Annotated in this window: 13 protein-coding genes and 1 pseudogene; 3 read left to right on the top strand and 11 right to left on the bottom strand. The window is 40.8% G+C overall.

Annotation, left to right across the window (positions count from 1 at the left end; all coding sequences use genetic code 11):
* Positions 1-7: 7 nt before the first annotated feature.
* Positions 8-3,094 (top strand): efflux RND transporter permease subunit, encoded by a 3,087-nt coding sequence (locus tag B5D59_RS08750; protein WP_078817646.1) that lies wholly within the window; start codon positions 8-10, stop codon positions 3,092-3,094.
* Positions 3,095-3,176: 82 nt separating this feature from the next.
* Here the strand turns inward: B5D59_RS08750 and B5D59_RS08755 are convergent, their stop codons facing one another.
* Genes B5D59_RS08755 through B5D59_RS08785 form a run of 7 tightly spaced genes read right to left on the bottom strand, consistent with a single transcriptional unit; the run spans position 3,177 to position 9,810 of the window.
* Entirely contained in the window at positions 3,177-3,767 is a 591-nt protein-coding gene (locus tag B5D59_RS08755; protein WP_176132537.1) for a malonate decarboxylase holo-ACP synthase, read from the bottom strand.
* 2 nt (positions 3,768-3,769) lie between these two features.
* Positions 3,770-5,452 carry a biotin-independent malonate decarboxylase subunit beta gene (locus B5D59_RS08760; protein WP_078817648.1) on the bottom strand — a complete coding sequence of 561 codons (1,683 nt, stop codon included), beginning with the start codon at positions 5,450-5,452 and terminating at the stop codon, positions 3,770-3,772.
* Positions 5,445-5,741, bottom strand: a complete 297-nt coding sequence (locus B5D59_RS08765) for a malonate decarboxylase subunit delta (protein WP_078817649.1) — start codon at positions 5,739-5,741, stop codon at positions 5,445-5,447. The genes B5D59_RS08760 and B5D59_RS08765 overlap by 8 nt, the downstream gene beginning before the upstream one ends.
* Positions 5,692-6,561 (bottom strand): triphosphoribosyl-dephospho-CoA synthase, encoded by an 870-nt coding sequence (locus B5D59_RS08770; protein ID WP_078817650.1) that lies wholly within the window; start codon positions 6,559-6,561, stop codon positions 5,692-5,694. Before B5D59_RS08770 ends, B5D59_RS08765 begins: the two co-directional genes overlap by 50 nt.
* A 13-nt stretch (positions 6,562-6,574) precedes the next feature.
* Positions 6,575-8,221, bottom strand: coding sequence for a malonate decarboxylase subunit alpha (gene mdcA, locus B5D59_RS08775; RefSeq protein WP_009766629.1), 1,647 nt, complete (start codon positions 8,219-8,221; stop codon positions 6,575-6,577).
* Between the two features lie 2 nt (positions 8,222-8,223).
* Positions 8,224-9,150, bottom strand: a complete 927-nt coding sequence (locus B5D59_RS08780; protein WP_040758704.1) for an ACP S-malonyltransferase — start codon at positions 9,148-9,150, stop codon at positions 8,224-8,226.
* Between the two features lie 9 nt (positions 9,151-9,159).
* A complete protein-coding gene (locus B5D59_RS08785; protein WP_078817651.1) occupies positions 9,160-9,810 on the bottom strand; it encodes a GntR family transcriptional regulator in 651 nt (216 codons plus the stop codon).
* A gap of 189 nt (positions 9,811-9,999) precedes the next feature.
* Between B5D59_RS08785 and madL the strand changes: the two genes are divergently transcribed.
* Positions 10,000-10,410, top strand: coding sequence for a malonate transporter subunit MadL (gene madL / locus B5D59_RS08790; protein WP_078817652.1), 411 nt, complete (start codon positions 10,000-10,002; stop codon positions 10,408-10,410).
* 1 nt (position 10,411) lies between these two features.
* A complete protein-coding gene (madM, locus tag B5D59_RS08795) occupies positions 10,412-11,176 on the top strand; it encodes a malonate transporter subunit MadM (RefSeq protein WP_078817653.1) in 765 nt (254 codons plus the stop codon).
* 280 nt (positions 11,177-11,456) lie between these two features.
* Here madM and B5D59_RS08800 read toward each other — a convergent pair.
* The 4 genes and pseudogenes from B5D59_RS08800 to B5D59_RS08815 form a co-directional block, all read right to left on the bottom strand.
* Positions 11,457-11,763: pseudogene (locus B5D59_RS08800) on the bottom strand (tRNA-binding protein).
* Positions 11,764-11,918: 155 nt separating this feature from the next.
* On the bottom strand, positions 11,919-12,557 hold the full coding sequence (locus B5D59_RS08805) for an O-methyltransferase (protein WP_078817654.1): 639 nt from the start codon (positions 12,555-12,557) through the stop codon (positions 11,919-11,921).
* Entirely contained in the window at positions 12,541-12,873 is a 333-nt protein-coding gene (locus B5D59_RS08810; protein WP_078817655.1) for a hypothetical protein, read from the bottom strand. The genes B5D59_RS08805 and B5D59_RS08810 overlap by 17 nt, the downstream gene beginning before the upstream one ends.
* Before the next feature lie 585 nt (positions 12,874-13,458).
* Complete coding sequence (locus B5D59_RS08815) at positions 13,459-16,566, bottom strand: hybrid sensor histidine kinase/response regulator (RefSeq protein ID WP_078817656.1); 3,108 nt, start codon at positions 16,564-16,566, stop codon at positions 13,459-13,461.
* Between the last annotated feature and the right edge of the window lie 130 nt (positions 16,567-16,696).

A 16,696-nucleotide genomic window follows, 5' to 3' on the forward strand; every position in this document is an offset into this window, starting at 1 on the left:
TGTAAGAGTGAAAGGTTTAGTCAATTTCGTCCTAAAGAATAAATTAGCAGTTTGGTTGCTAACAATCATCATTGTTGCATCGGGTATCTATTCAGGTACAAAGATGAAAACAGAGACACTTCCGGATATATCAATTCCATTTTTAATGGTTATGGATGTCTATCCAGGAGCCACCCCTGAGCAAGTCATGGAAGAAATTTCCATGCCATTAGAAAAAGCAGTCGAAAATCTCGAGCATGTGAAATCCGTTTATTCAAATTCTTATTCGAATGTATCCAATATTCAAGTAGAATACGAGTACGGCATAGACATGGATGAGGCGAAACGCGCATTAGACGCTGCATTAGATGAAGTGTCCTTGCCTGAAGAAGCCGAAAAACCAACGATTACAGCACTTAGCATGAATATGATGCCAGTCGTTGCATTAAGTGTAAGTAGTACGACTGAAGATATTGTGGATCTAACATCTACTGTTGAAGATATTTTACTTCCAAAGATCAACAAAATCGATGGCGTGGCATCCGCAACGATTACAGGCCAACATATTGAAGAAGTACAACTTACGTACGATGATAAAAAGATGGCAGAACTGGATATTACGCCAGATACAGTGAAAGAAATGATCCAAGCGAGTGACTTGGCGGTGTCATTAGGTCTTTATGAATTTGATGAAGGTGAGCAGGCTGTTGCGGTAGACGGCAAGTTCATGACAGCAACTGAATTAAAGGGTATGCTGATTCCTGTAACACCATCCGAAAGTAATCCATCACCTTTTGTGAAGCTTGGTGACATTGCGACAATTGAAGTTGTCGGTAAAGTAGAATCCGTTTCAAGAACAAATGGCGAAGATGCCATTGCCATTCAAATTCTGAAAGGGCAACAAGCCAACACGGTGGATGTTGTCAATGCCGTAAAAAAATTAATCAAAGAAGAAGAGAAGTCAATTGACGGTCTTGTCGTCGACGTATCACTCGATCAAGGAGAGCCAATTGAAAAATCTGTTTCAACAATGATTGAGAAGGCGTTATTTGGTGGAGCAATTGCAATATTAATCATCCTGCTCTTCCTACGCGATTTTAAATCAACGATTATTTCAATTGTATCTATTCCGGTATCAATTTTCATGGCTTTACTGCTATTAAATTGGATGGATATTACGTTAAATATTATGACGCTCGGCGCAATTACCGTGGCGATCGGTCGGGTAATTGATGACTCAATTGTCGTCGTGGAAAATATATATCGGCGCTTGCATTTGAAAACAGAGAAGTTATCAGGACGCGCACTTGTACGTGAAGCGACGATTGAAATGTTCAGACCAATTATGTCCTCAACTCTTGTAACAGTTGCGGTATTTGCACCACTTATTTTTGTAGGTGGGATGGTTGGTGAGTTGTTCATGCCATTCGCATTAACGATGACATTTGCACTCGGTGCCTCGTTAATTGTTGCCATTACAATTGTTCCTGCGTTATCTCATTTCCTATTTAGGAAAAAGCTATATGGTGAGAAAACAGAAAGTAACCATAAGGAAGCTGGAAAACTAGCCAATTGGTATAAAGGCATCCTTAGCTGGACGCTAAATCATAAAGTCATCACTTCTATCATCTCAATTGTATTGTTAGCTGGAAGTGTGGCGTTGACACCATTAATTGGGTTTAGCTTTATGGGTAGTGAAGAAGAGAAAACGATGTACCTAACGTATACACCCGAGACAGGCGAGTTAATGGAAGATACGTTGGCGAATATTGAAGTTGTAGAACAAGAGTTATTAAAGCGTGACGATATTGATATTGTCCAGTTATCTGTCACGGATGCGGGAGACCCAATGTCTGCAATGATGGGCGGAGGTTCGAATGGTGCACTAATGTTCCTCATCTTTGATCCAGACATGAAGAACTTCCCTGAAGCTCGCTCAGAAATCGAAGACTATGTATTCGACATTGGCCAAACTGGAGAGTGGAAGAGCCAAGATTTCACTTCGATGGGCGCGTCTACAAATGAAGTCAGCTACACTTTCTACAGTGAAAATTTAGACAAACTAAATGAAGCCGTAAAAATGGTAGAAGACGTTATGAATGATAACAACCGTTTAGAAGATGTTTCTTCAAGTGCAAAAGACGCGTACGTTGAGTACAAACTCAAGGTAGAGCAAGATGAATTGCTTCAGTACGGGCTAACGACAGGGCAAATTGTCATGATGTTAAACCCAACAAGAACTCAAGATGTCTTAACGACAATTGAAAAAGAAGGAAATTCATTAAAAGTGATTGTACAACAGGAAGAGGCTGTTCAACCAAAATCGATTGATGATTTACTAGAAACAGAAGTACCAACGGCACTTGGTACAACAATGAAACTTTCAGAACTTGTAGAAGTTGAGCAAGGAACAACGCTCAATGAACTTGCCCGAAGCCAAGGGGAATACTACGCAACAGTTTCAGGAAAAATTCTGGATGATGATATTTCAAAAGCTACATCAGAAGTCGATAAGGCAATTGATAAATTAGATTTACCGAAAGGTGTAACAGTCGATGTAGCAGGTGTTGCTGCAGATATGACAGAAACGTTTACACAACTAATTGTGGCGATGCTAGCGGCTATTGCCATCGTGTACTTCATCTTGGTTGTTACATTCCGTGAAGGGGTTGCACCGTTTGCCATTCTCTTCTCGTTACCATTTGCAGTAATTGGTTCATTTGTCGGTTTATTAATTGCTGGCGAAACCATCTCTATCTCTGTCATGATGGGGCTATTGATGTTAATTGGTATCGTTGTAACGAACGCGATCGTCCTGGTGGACCGGATTATCCGTATGGAACGTACTGGCATGAAAATGCGCGAAGCAGTTCTTGAAGCGGGCGCAACGCGTCTACGTCCAATTTTAATGACCGCAATCGCTACAATCGGTGCGCTCATTCCGTTGGCAATTGGATCCGGCGGTGGCGGCGGTTTGATATCCAAAGGACTTGGGATCACAGTAATCGGTGGGTTAATCAGTTCAACTTTGTTAACATTAATTGTTGTGCCAATCGTTTATGAGATATTATCTAAGCTCTTCAAGAAAAACCGTATGGAAATAGAAGAAGACTAACTGAAAAGCCCTACAAGGAGTTGTACTTCCTTGTAGGGCTTTTTCAACAAAGTGCCTGTTACCATATCACAGTAGGAGTAGCTTAATTGCTGCGAAACAAATTATCCCTTTGTACCAAAAAAACACCGGTACCTGTACGCAATAAGACAGTAGTTGATGTGACAAGTTCATTCAACAGGCAAGCCCCAAAATTAGCAACTTCGACCTGTAAATCTACCTGATGATTCAATTGTTGAACTTGTTCATGCAAGCGTTGGAGCGGTTTAAGCGATTCCATTCTCTCTTTGTAAAGAATGACATCGATATCACTCTCTTCCGTACAAGCATGAATTCCTGTTGCCATCGTAAAACCTACACTTCCTCCAATTCCCCAACGGATACCCCGACATAATTGTCTGAGATGTACAATTGTCTGTTCATGACTTTTTGGTATTTGTCCAAAAGCCGTCTGTTCTGGTGTTATTACTTTTTGTATATTATCTAAAGGTGTCAGGGCAGCAAATCGCTTGGTGCGTTCATTTCCCCTGAATCCAATGGGGACAACATTTTCGAGTGTTTTCATACGTCGGACAACCGCTATGTTTTTTGCCGTTTTTTCTGTTAACACCCATTCAGGCATAGATTCGCTGCTTTCGATCGCAAGGTCAGATTCCAAATATACGATGTCGTGCACTTTTACTTCCATTGTGAATTTATAGCATTCCGTACAGCAATTGAAGCTTTGCGACCTTTCTCAATTGCTTCTGGAGATTGAAGACGGATACGCAATGAACGGTCAGTGGTTTGCAATATATCATTAGTAGCTGATTGAATGGATTCCTTTACCTGCTGCAATTGCTCATTGGACGGTAGATCGGCATTAATGCCTTGAAGCAATTCATGAATCGCACCTAGCGATTTAAAAGAATGAACATCATATGCCATAGATGGAACAGTTTTTGCAAACTCTTCTAATTCTTCAACCGTGCGCATCGTCACTAAAGCAGCAGACTTTTTCGACATGACATGTACTTGAACTTGATCATCATCAAATGCAAGGATACGATTACCTTGCATACCATGTGATAGAAATGCTCCGGAAATTGCTTTGCCTACAACCAACGTTACGATAGGGTGACCCTGCTGACGGGCAGTGGCATATGCCTCTACACTAGCAGAACATGCTAAATAAATACCGAATAGTTCTTCATGGTAACCAAATGCTTGCCCCGGTACATCGACTATTGGTACGATAACTCTTTTTTCCTTAGAACCAGCATCTTCTTCAACGGCTTCGCGCACATACTTTGCGACTGTCCAAGCTTCCACTAATCCAAATTCACCATGTCTTGCTCGATAAAATTTATTTCCTTCGTCCGGAACGACAGCAATATATCGAAACTTTTTTCCATCCTGCTCTTTATCAGCAACCAATACTGTTGGTGCCGGTGAAATAGATGGCGCATGATCCGTAAGAACGTTGAACCAAGTACGTCCTCGACTTGCTGTTTTTCCATTGCTCGTGTCATACTTTATTTCATTAACCTTGGTACGATTTTGCAATAGAGTTCTGGATACTGAAGGATCTATTTTTCCATCTAAAGAAAGTTCATGCAACATACTTAAGAATTCTTCATACTGCAACGTCCGATTGGCGAATGTCGGGTTACTCCATACAGATTCAATTGCTTCTATATAGTTGGGTACATCGTCCTCCACAACCCGATCCACCAATCCACTCTTCAAGCGACCTTTACCGCCAATCATTTCCCAAATGAATTGCTTATTTTTGGAATTCAGTTCTTGAATTCCCGCTTCTTGCTCTACTACTTCGGGTCCGTTCATTCCCAATCGGCCTTCTCTTGTCATCACAAGGGCAGAACATAATCCTGCAGTCAGAGACATGCCGCCAAATGAACCAATTTTACCTGGAATAATGCCAACCACTGGAACGTACTCTTTCAAAGCCACTATAGCAGAGCTGATTTCAGCTATAGATAACAATCCATAGTTTGCTTCTTGCAGCCGAACTCCGCCTGTGTCATAAATGATAACCGGATAAATTAAGTTACCATTTTGGCAGTCCTCAAGCGCCTTTTCCAATGCTCCTGCAAATTTAGCACCTGAGACTTCACCGATCCCTCCCCCCTGAAAATTACCCTCAATTGAAATAATTAATGTAGGTCTTCCGTGAATTGTCCCTTTCATGATAACCATGCCGTCATCACTCTGAGGTACTATGTTCTGTGCTTCCAAGTGCGGGGATTCAAATCGATCAAACGGTCCTAACAATTCTCTTGCCGACCCTTCATCCAATATGGCTTGCGCTCGTTCTCTCGCTTTGCTTTCTACAAGACTAACAGGCAATGTACTAACCATTCATACTCACCTCCGCAGCTTGAGCTAACCGAATTGAAACTACACCGGGAGTAGCTCCGAAATCATTAATTGTTATAGAAGCAAGAATTTGTTGTTGGGCCATAAAACGTTCGATTACTCTTTTCCAAGTATCCGAATAACCTGTAATTCCAGTACGAATTTCAACAACCGTTTCTTCGCCTTTGGTTGGTTCCAGCAAAATTTCCAAATCACCTGACCCTACGACTCCAACATGTGTCTTACGTTGAATGGGTCGATTTGCCGGAAATGTATAAGTCAACTTCTCCATATCGCACACTCCTTTGATTTTTCGAGATCCAATTTGAAATAAAAAATGTTGCTGCCAATAAATCCGCCGAACCGCCAGGCGAGATCCATCGCTTTATAAACTCATCGTCTAGACGAAACAGTGCTTCATCGGAGAAGTTTTGAATTGCTTTACCAGCTTCCTTCTGCGCATAGTCTAATGCTTCCAATCCTCCCCTGTGAGCTAAGCAAGTATCGTTCAAATTCGATACCAGTGCCAGCAAGGTCAGCAGTTTCGCCACTGTGGATGTACGCGTTTCACGCATCTTCTTATAAGTAGGATAGCTAAAGTTCTTAATATGCGGAAAGCCTGATTGAGCTTCCTCCCTTGCGCCGGGCATTCCATACTTTTTCTTCACGTTTCCCCCATTCGTTTGTTGAACGGGAATCAACCGATCCGTTAGTTTAGCAAGCTCCGCAGCATCATCTAGTACTTGCGGAAATGAAATGTCCCCTTTTCGACGGGCTATCGCAGTACACAGCAATCCGATTGACCAAATAGCCCCTTTATGTGTGTTGACTCCATTTGTAACCGCATACATCCTCTTTTCACCTATACGCCCAATTGCACCAAATTGCTCACGCAAAAGGACTGTCGGCGATTTATCATAATGAAGATCAGCCATCTTATAAAATGTATCGTGCAAACAGATTGCAGATTCTCGCATCATTGGAATATTCAAGTCTAGATGTGAGCCATTATTACGCATATCAACCAGACCTGGTTTAGGTGTTAACTCTACCTCTTCAAGCAGTGCTGCCACAGCTTCATCCGCTATTTCCTTACATATCTTTTGGCGCACTTCAATCCTCTCCTTACCAGCTTTTAAATTTCGCAGGAGGCTCATATAGACCGCCCGACCATTGGACCAGTTCATCGATATTCTTCGCCGCTAATAATGAACGGTTCGCTTCTCCCCTCTGAATATTTAAATCTTCAGGTAAGGCAACAAGCCCTCGGTCACGTAACTGTTGTGTTTGCTTTACATCATGCTCCATGCCAAGTGGCGTCACTCCTGCAATCGAAGCAATCATTTCCCTTCGTTCAGCCGGGCTATCCGTTTTGTATAAATAAGCAATCCCTTCTTCCGTCACAACGTGCGTAATATCTTCCGCATAAATCATAACGGGGGCAACAGCTAAATTGGCTTGTTTTTTTACATCAACGGCATCCAAACGTTCTACAAATACAGGTGTATTCGCATCCTGATATGTCTCAGCAACCTGTACAACTAGTTTTTTTCCTCTTGCAAGCTCGTCTGTTGAAGTCATCATGTTATACCAAGCCTCTGTAGAATGACGGCGGCCTCCCGGGTTATGCCCCATATTCGGTGCACCGCCATAGCCGGCAACACGCCCCTTTGTCACAGTTGAGGAATTTCCATACGCATCCATTTGCAAAGTTGATCCAATAAAGAGATCTGCAGCATACTGTCCCGCTAATTGTGCCAATGTCCGATTCGAGCGCATACTTCCGTCCTTACCCGTAAAGAAAACATCCCTTCTTGCTTCTACATACTTTTCCATTCCCAACTCTCCACCGAAGCAGTAAATACTTTCTGCCCAACCAGATTCTATGGCTGGGATAAGTGTTGGATGCGGGTTCAAAACCCAGTTTTTGCAGATCTTTCCCTTAAGGCCGAGCTTTTCTCCGTAAGAAGGCAGTAACAGCTCAATTGCTGCAGTATTGAAACCGATCCCATGATTTAATGATTGCACACTATGCTTTTCATAAATTCCGCGGATACACATCATCGCTTGTAAAATTTGAATATCGGTAATATGGCGCGGATCTCGCGTAAACAATGGCTCCAATTCATATGGATGATCTGCCTCAACAATGAAATCCACCCATGAATTTGGGATGTCGACCCGCGGTAATTCATCTACAATTTCATTTACCTGTGCGATTACAATTCCATCGCTAAAAGCTGCAGCCTCAACAATTGTAGGTGTTTCTTCCGTATTAGGACCAGTATATAAATTTCCATGTCTATCCGCTTTGTCTGCTGCAACTAACACGACATTGGGAGTTAAATCAACAAATAATCGTCCATAGAGTTCGATATATGTATGGAGATCCCCCAGTACTAAGCGGCCATCTTCAATCATTTGGGCAATCCTCATACTTTGCGGACCTGCATAGCTCAGATCGATTCGCTTAGCGATTCCTTCATCAAATAGATCTAAATGTTCGGGTCTCGATACACTCGACATAATCATATGAAGATCATGAACCTTCTCTGGGTCTACAAGAACCAAAGACTGGGATAAAAATGAGGCTTGCTTCTGATTATTCCCTTCAAGTACAACACGGTCCCCGGGTTTAATCAGCAACTCCAGCGCATCCACAATTTTCTCTGTAGGAATAATCGATCCATTGACTAAATGACTTACACTTTCAACTCTTCGTTGTTTTTGTTCAAGCTTTTGCTTCCAAGATCGTTGTTGAATAATAACCATATCTACACTCCTTTATTTTTTTCTACATACAGACAATCGTCTATACCATTTTTACTGACGGCATAACTATGAATTTCAGAAAATGCGCTCGAAGCCAACCTTTTCAAAACGTCTCCCGGTGGCATCTCAATAAATTGACGCACGCCATATTCATATAAAACTGTTGTGGCATCATGCCAACGAACAGGCAGTGCGATACTTTCCGCTAAATCTTGTGCAATATCCTTTGACCTCCGTAATACTCTGGCATTGCGGTTTGCAATAAAAGGAATCGAAGGACGTCCAAGTTCAAGAGAATCTAATTCTTCTTTTAAAACAGTCTGGACGGGGAGAAACAAAGGAGAGTGAGATGGCGTTGTAACTTTCAGCATTTTAGCTGAACTGGCTCCCTTCCCGTCTACTTCATCAATAACTTTTTGCATTGCTCGTTTATGACCTGATAAAGTTAGTTGCGTCGGAGAATTTCGATTGGATACATAAACCGGATATTCATCTGTATATAAACCGCTAACAATCTCTTCTAATCTATTTTCTGACAGACCAACAATTACCGCCATTCCATAGTTCTCGTCTTGAAGTTCCTCCATTAGTTCACCACGTTTTTTCACAAGCAATAAGGCTTCCTCAAAACTTAAGACATTTGCTATGACTGCGGCAGCAAAAGCCCCGACAGAGTGACCAGCAACGAATTGAGGGCTTACTCCAAGGCTCAAGAAATATCGCGCCGTTGCAACGCTTGCAGTTAACATTGTAAGTTGCACATTTCTTGTACTAATCAACGCTTCTTCTGTTTGTAACATTTCTATAGGTTCTTTAATTATTTCCGATGCAGTTTCCAATGTATCGCTTATGATGGAATGCTGAGGAAGTTCATTCAAAAAGTTAGGGTATTGTGAGCCTTGACCAGGGAATAACCATGCACTTTTCATTTCAATCACCTATAACAATTTGCTTTTTACGCTGTATATTACATCTTCAGTATGTTTGCGCAAAATTGTTTTCAATTGGCTAATATCATCTTTCACTAAGCAACTATAGATCTCCTTATGTTCCTTTACCGACTTCTCAATCACTTTATTGCTAGAGAAATGAATAATTTGTATCCGCAGCAGAGGCAGAGATATCTTACTGTACATATCAATCAAAACCTTACTTTTACTCAGTTTCAATATGAGATAGTGAAATTGGTAATTCAAATGTGTATATTCCGTATAGTTTTCTACCTTCATCATTTTATGAACGACTAATCTCATCTCTTCTAATAACTTTTTCTCTTCACTCGGTTTTATCAAACGCTCGACAGCCAGCATTTCTATAGAATTTCGAACATCGAGCAAGTCCTTCATCTCATCAATCGTGTACCCCTTGATAAAAGCGCCTTTCCTAGGGACACGTTCAATAATCCCTTCCATAGTGAGCAAGTAAATAGCTTCCCTTACCGGCGATCTGCTGATGTTAAACTGTTCTGCGTAATTATTTTCTACAACCTGATCTCCAGGCTTTAGCTCGCTGCTCAACACTTGCTCTAATAATTGATTTGCCACCTTTTTTGATAAAGCATTGTCTAAAGACTTTTCGAAATACTCCATCCCTTCACCTCAGATTATGAATTTTAGTCGACTGTATACTAAACATACTAAACACTTTACCAACCATTTTCAATACAAAACTATGAATATTCTAAAATATTTAATATTTAGCTTGATTATCTTTGTGACTTTGCTTATTCTTAAGTCTAGAATACAGTCGACTAAATAAAAAAGAAATGGAGTGTTTAAATGGCGATTTACGGTGTGGCAATACTGGCAGGCTGTTTTGTAGTTGGGATGTTCTTCGGTGAGATTATCGGAACGATTATGGGCGTAGATTCAAACGTTGGCGGAGTAGGAATTGCAATGCTTTTACTCATTGTCGTTGTAGATAAGCTACAGAAAAAAGGAATGTTAAGCATGCCAGCTCAATCGGGTCTCGCTTTTTGGAATGCTATGTACATCCCAATTGTCATCGCAATGGCAGCGAGCCAAAATGTACTTGGCGCTTTAACGGGAGGTCCCTTGGCTATTATCGCAGGGGTGGCAGCAGTAGTTATTAGTTGGACAGTTGTCCCTTTACTTAGCGGGAAGAAGGCAAGGGAATCAGCGGTAGAGTTCAATCAAAGCCATCCACTGAAGACACAGGAGGTGAAGTAACATGTTTTTGGAAGCGATTACAAATGTACTTGAAGGAAACGGGTTGATTACTGGCTTTGTCATTGTCGGTGTTACCATGTATGTTGCGTATCTTATTTCAGGAAAACTTACAAGGGGTATCGTACACGGATCTGCAATTGCTATTGTACTAGGTTTGGTTTTAGCTTACTTCGGAGGTGTTTATACTGAAGGAACTAAAGGACTGGCGGATGTCTCCTTGTTTGCGGGGATTGGTTTGCTAGGAGGAAGCATGCTTCGGGATTTTGCAATTGTTGCTACATCATTTGGAGCAAACTTCGACGAAATTAAAAAAGCAGGTGCACGAGGTGTTTCTTCTTTATTCATCGGAGTGGGGCTTTCATTTGTTGTAGGCGTATTGATCGCTTTACTATTTGGCTATAACGATGCAGTAAGCTTAACTACAATTGGAGCAGGTGCAGTTACTTATATTGTCGGACCCATAACAGGAGCTGCGTTAAATGCCAGTTCTGAAGTAATTGCTATCAGTATTGCCGCTGGTTTGATCAAGTCGGTTTTAGTTATGGTAGGAACGCCATTTGTCGCAAAATATATTGGACTTGATAATCCGTTATCTGCAATGGTATATGGAGGATTGATGGGAACAACTTCTGGTGTAACAGGTGGGTTAGCTGCGACGGATGTACGATTGGTGCCGTATGGAGCCGTCACAGCTACCTTCTATACAGGTTTGGGATGCTTATTATGCCCAACCCTACTTTATATTCTAACAGGTTTAGTATGGTAATAATATGTTATTTTTTATTTTAGTAAAATAATGATGAGAATTCAATCTACTAACTGACAAACAAAGTTTTATAATAATGAATATACCGCCCCTCACTACCAACAGGTATAGTGAAGGGCTTTATTCCTGCAAATTTATTATAATACCAAATTTCATAGTATACGAATATAGTTGTTTTCATTAATAATTGTAGATCATAAAATGAATTATTCGTATAGTAAATTGAAAGTTAAAGTTAAATCACAATCAACAACGACTAAATCTATTCTTTTAAAGGTGGTTAGGCAATTGGCGTCCCGTTTTCAACCACTTTGCTGGTTTTAACAGAACAACATCAACCTCTTCTGGAATACCACCAATAACCAAACTTCCGATTTAAAACCCGCAATTCGTCTCCCCAGGAAATCGACCACTGCCATTACTTGTTGTCCAATCAGTTGTTCTGGGACATATCTCTTTGTAATTTGCGCTGAAGAGTATTTCATGCCAAATTCACCAAAATTGATTCGCATCTTGATCGCTGGGACCCGTGCTTTGTCAAATGGTTCTGCTTCTACTACGGTCCCCACTCGTATATCCAATTTCAATTAGTCGTCTATTGTCGCCAAATTAATCAACCTCTCGCATCAGATCTGTTTCAAATATTTAAAAAACCACTTTAAAGTAAACTAATTTGCAAACATAGTGCTGCTGCTCATACAAAAAATAGGTTCTCATACAACGAGAACCCGGTACGCTATTCTTACTTCTTCACTTCTGCAACCGTCATCCCATCACCAAGCGGAATCAGCAGTGATTCCAATTGTGGATGATTTGCTACTGTTTCATTGAATGATTGCATGAATGAAGTATAGCGTTTTGGTTGCACTTCCGGATCTGCCACACTTCCTCTAGCCAGTACATTATCGAGTACAATTAACGCCCCTGGCTCTGCAAGCTGAATGCAAGCTTCTAGATAATTTGCATAGTTTTCTTTATCCGCATCAATAAAGAAAAAATCAAATTGCTGTTCTTCTTCGTCTAATTGCGCAAGGCTGTCCAAGGCAGGTCCCGTTCGGTACAACACTTGATCACCAAAGCCTGCATATGCTAAATTGTTTGCCGCTAACTTTGCATACCGCTCTTCTAATTCTAGGGATGTCAAAGTTCCTTCGTTCCCAAACCCTCTCGCAAGACAAATCCCACTGTAGCCACCAAGCGCGCCAATTTCCAAGATATTTTTTGCACCTGAAATTGTTACCAGCATGGTCAGTAGTTTTCCTGAAGAAGGTGACACCGATATAGCGGGCATGCCGTTTTCTTCAATCGAAGCAATCACTTCCTCTAACAATGCATCTTGTTTCGTAAATACTGTATCGATATAATCATTGATTTTCCTCATTTAACTCAATCCCTTTCTCAATCGTATCTTTGGATGGTTTGCTATCCGTCATCTCATCCTCATTGATTTCAAAGAGTTGAACAAACTCATTAATGACCATATCAATAGCTTTTAATTCTCCGACTAAAATAGGCTGAATGGAATGAAACTCAGGCTGCTCAAGTTGCTGTTTGATCGTTGCACGCTTCAGATGCATACGCTCTAAAAAAGCAATAGCCCTTCCGCGACGAAACGTTTTTGGGCCGCGTGCCCCCTCTTCCCCACTATAGCGTCTACCGTAATGACGACTTTCTCTCTTTGCGCGTTCTTCTCTCATTAACGACCCCTCCATCTTATACAACTCATTGTATACAAATGTATACAATGAGTCAATCTTCAATCCTTTACTCAAAATTAATAAACAATGCTGGCGCGATTTCCAATTTGTTATACTGATTTTGACCAACGATGCTTATACTGTTTTACGACTACTCTCGCTGACAAATCAAATCTTTTCTTAAACAGGTTTAACGGATTGCTTTTAGATTTAAGCAGTTTTAGAAAAGCAGAGCGCTTGTGGAACAATTCTACGAGATGCCAATGACGATCTATTCATCTGAAAGGTTCAGTGATTTCTCTGATAACTTGTTTCAGGATTTATTACTTTGAAAATAAAAGGATAGAGAGAGCAGATATCCATCCTGCCCCTCTATCCCTTCTCACTTATATTCAGTAATCGAAAACTGGTGAATTTACAAGCCTATTATTGGCCTCCTTTTACTCCGCTAGTGATTTCTTTTCATTCATGTATTTCTATAAAGTGCTATGCCAATCTATTTGTCTGGATAATTACACTTCCTAATATAGTCTAGAACCACCCTACATCATCGGCTAAGGTTGGATTCTTGAAAAGTTTTGAACACTATCTTCTCACCTGAAAGGATACGACCGTCCCTTGATTTGGTGTACTTTTGATTTGAAGCCCTGTGCCGAACTGTCTTGTTAGACGTTGGTTTGTATTAATTAAACCTATACTTGTCTGACTGCCTTTCTTTCTTTCTAATAAGCTGTGCAACTGGGCTCCATCCATTCCAATGCCGTCATCTTTAATTGAAATCTCAACATAGCCCTCATAGAGAGTGCAATAAATTGTGATTGTTCCCCCACTGATACGCTTCATAACTCCGTGTCTGACTGCATTTTCAACTAAGGGTTGGATTGACAGGAAGGGAATTTTAAGATCCTTACATCCATCCATCTCCCACACAACGTTCAATCGATCTCCGAAACGTACCTGTTCGATATTCAGATATGATCGTACGATATTCAATTCCTCTTGTATGGGTATCAATTCATCTATGTGTTGGAATTGGTATTTACTTCTTAAGAATTCGCTTAGTTCCATTAGCAAACCTTTCATCTTATTCAAGTCAATTTCACTCAGTGCGATAACGGAATTTAATGTATTGAATAAAAAGTGAGGTTGGATTTGAGATTGTAACCATGCAGCCTCTAATTGCAATTGTTCGCGTGCGACTTCTTTTATCTCCGCAAGCGCCCGGACTCTGGCTCGTAATTCCAACATTTCAACAGGTTTCGTTACATAGTCGTTGGCGCCTGCCAAAAACCCTGCTTGTATATCCTTCAAGTCGCTCCTTGCTGTAAGCAGTAAGATTGGAAGTTCTGTAAGCGAATACCTTTTACGAATCATCTTAGTCAACTCATAGCCGGACATCCGTGGCATCATAACATCCGTAATAACTAAGTTCCATTCCTTTTTGTTTAATTGATCAAGAGCTTCTTTGCCGCTTGTCGCAGTTGTGACATCGTATTGGTCAACTGACAAAATCGATTGAAGCACCTGTAGGTTGATGGGGTCATCGTCCACGATCAATACAGGCAATCGCCTTCCCCTACCCTCCAATAATGCCATTTGATCTGTAGTAGCTGAGATTTCAGCATCCGTCAAATCAAATGAGGTCTCCTTCAAATAATTAAGGGGCAATTCGTACGGTACGGCGTATTGAGCTTCCATTGATGAAGCGTTTTCGGTTTTGCCGTGTTGATCCAACGGGTCTAACTCCAGCGAAAACGTAAAAGTCGATCCTTTTCCTGGCGTTGAGGATACTTCTAACTGTCCACCATGAAGCTCAACTAACTGTTTGCTTATATTTAAACCTAGTCCGATCCCCCCTTCGGTCATTGTTGCATCGACCGCTTGCTCATAGGGAGAGAACAAGTGTCGTAGAAAATCCCCATCTATTCCCATACCGGTGTCAGATATCATAATAAGCGCCCTTTCACCCTTCACTTTCGATCGAATGTAGATTTCGCCCTCATCCGTGTATTTGATCGCATTATGAAGTAAGTTGTAGATGATTTGAATGACCCGGTTTTCGTCTGCGATGACTGCAGGAAAATCTTCTGAGATTTCATTAATAACGTGAATCGGCTTAATCTCAACGAGAAATTGCAGCATATCCATCACTCCATTTACGATGGGTTGAATCGCTACCGATTTTGTGTGAATGCGTGGATGGCCTTCTCTAAGGCTGGCTAAATCAAGTAAATCATTTAGTAATAATGACATTCGCCGACCGACTGTTAAAATTGTTTCAAGCTCATGGACACTTTTAGTCTTTAATAAATTTCTTTCTCTCTTTAATACAGATTGAGACATATTAATAATCCCATGAAGAGGATTTTTAAATTCATGGGATGTGTTCGTCAAAAACTGATCCTTATGCTCATTCACTTTTTGTAATTGAACTGCGAGCTTCGCCGTTTCTGCATGCATTGTAAAATAATCCTTAAACCAAATTGATGCAAAACAACCAATTGACAAAATCAAGTCGAATGGATAATGAACAACACTTACGCCGGTTTCTCTCCAAAAGATCATCCAAGCAAAATGGTGGGCAACTATTAGTAAGGAAAGTAACAATAAAACATTCCCTGTGAAATTTCTATATATCTTCTTGAAAATAGTTATAAGGGAGACAGCAACAGCAAATCCCGCCAACAGATAATAAACCGGAAACAACATTATAATTTGACTCGAAGATAAAAACAGCGTAACGATGGCTGTTCCCATAGCAATAACCGAGTACACTGGGTTCATCAGTCGCCAGTATGGAAGACTGCGATGATCCATGCACTGAACCAGCGCAAGACCAGCGATCGGAACGAGGATATTCGCTAGACGGAAATCCCACTCATATCCAACGTCAAATAATAAGTGAAATAATTTTTCATCATTGCTTATTAAGTTCATTAACGTTATGCAAAATAAGAGCAAAGAAAAATAGAGTAGTTTTTTCTCTCGATTTCCCAAGAAATATAGCACAAGGGCATAGATAGAATGTAGAAAGAATATGACTGAAGCCAACACTTGCAAGGATAAAGAAAAATTTCTTTCTTTAGATATTGCCGCTTCAGAACCAAATTTAACTGACCGGATAATACCGCTACGACGAGCATCTTTGAAATTCGCTGCTTGAATGACAATGTCGATCACACCGTCTTCATCTGCAGTAAAGGTTGATAAATACGGCAAATTTTTTGCTGTGTATTCGTCTTTTGTTTTTTCGACTTGTCCTGATCCAGCCAAAAGCCGTCCATTGACGAAGACTTGCGAAGAGCTGCGAACGCTAGGCACATATATACTATAATTAAGCATCTCACTTTTATTCACATAAAGACGCAAGCGGTAGGAGCCATATCCATATGGAGTCGATTTTCCATCTTGAAACTCTTCATTCCACCTACCTGGGACTTGAACTAGTTTCTTCGGTCCATCACTTGCATTCATCAGCCCTTCCGGATCCATCATCAATTGTGACGGATAAAACTCCCACTCTCCGTCAAGCAGCAAAACTTCGCCCTCTTGTGCATGCCAATCACGTAAATCCAATTGACCATTTTTTATTTGAGTATCTGTGAGGTTGCGAAATGTATCCATCCAAAGAATACGAGAACCTGATAAAAAAAGTAATAAACCGATCATCAACAAAACATGGCTTTTTTTCATTTATGTATTCACGGAAATCCTCCGCTCCCCCTCCTTTTTTGACGTTTGCTCATATTAGGACTACTCGGATAATACACCACAGTATCATATTATGTAAATAGAGGAATCCCTATACAAATCTAGACCACGA

Origin of the sequence: Sporosarcina newyorkensis (genome assembly GCF_900167515.1) — a bacterium.
Taxonomy (GTDB): Bacteria; Bacillota; Bacilli; order Bacillales_A; family Planococcaceae; genus Sporosarcina; species Sporosarcina newyorkensis.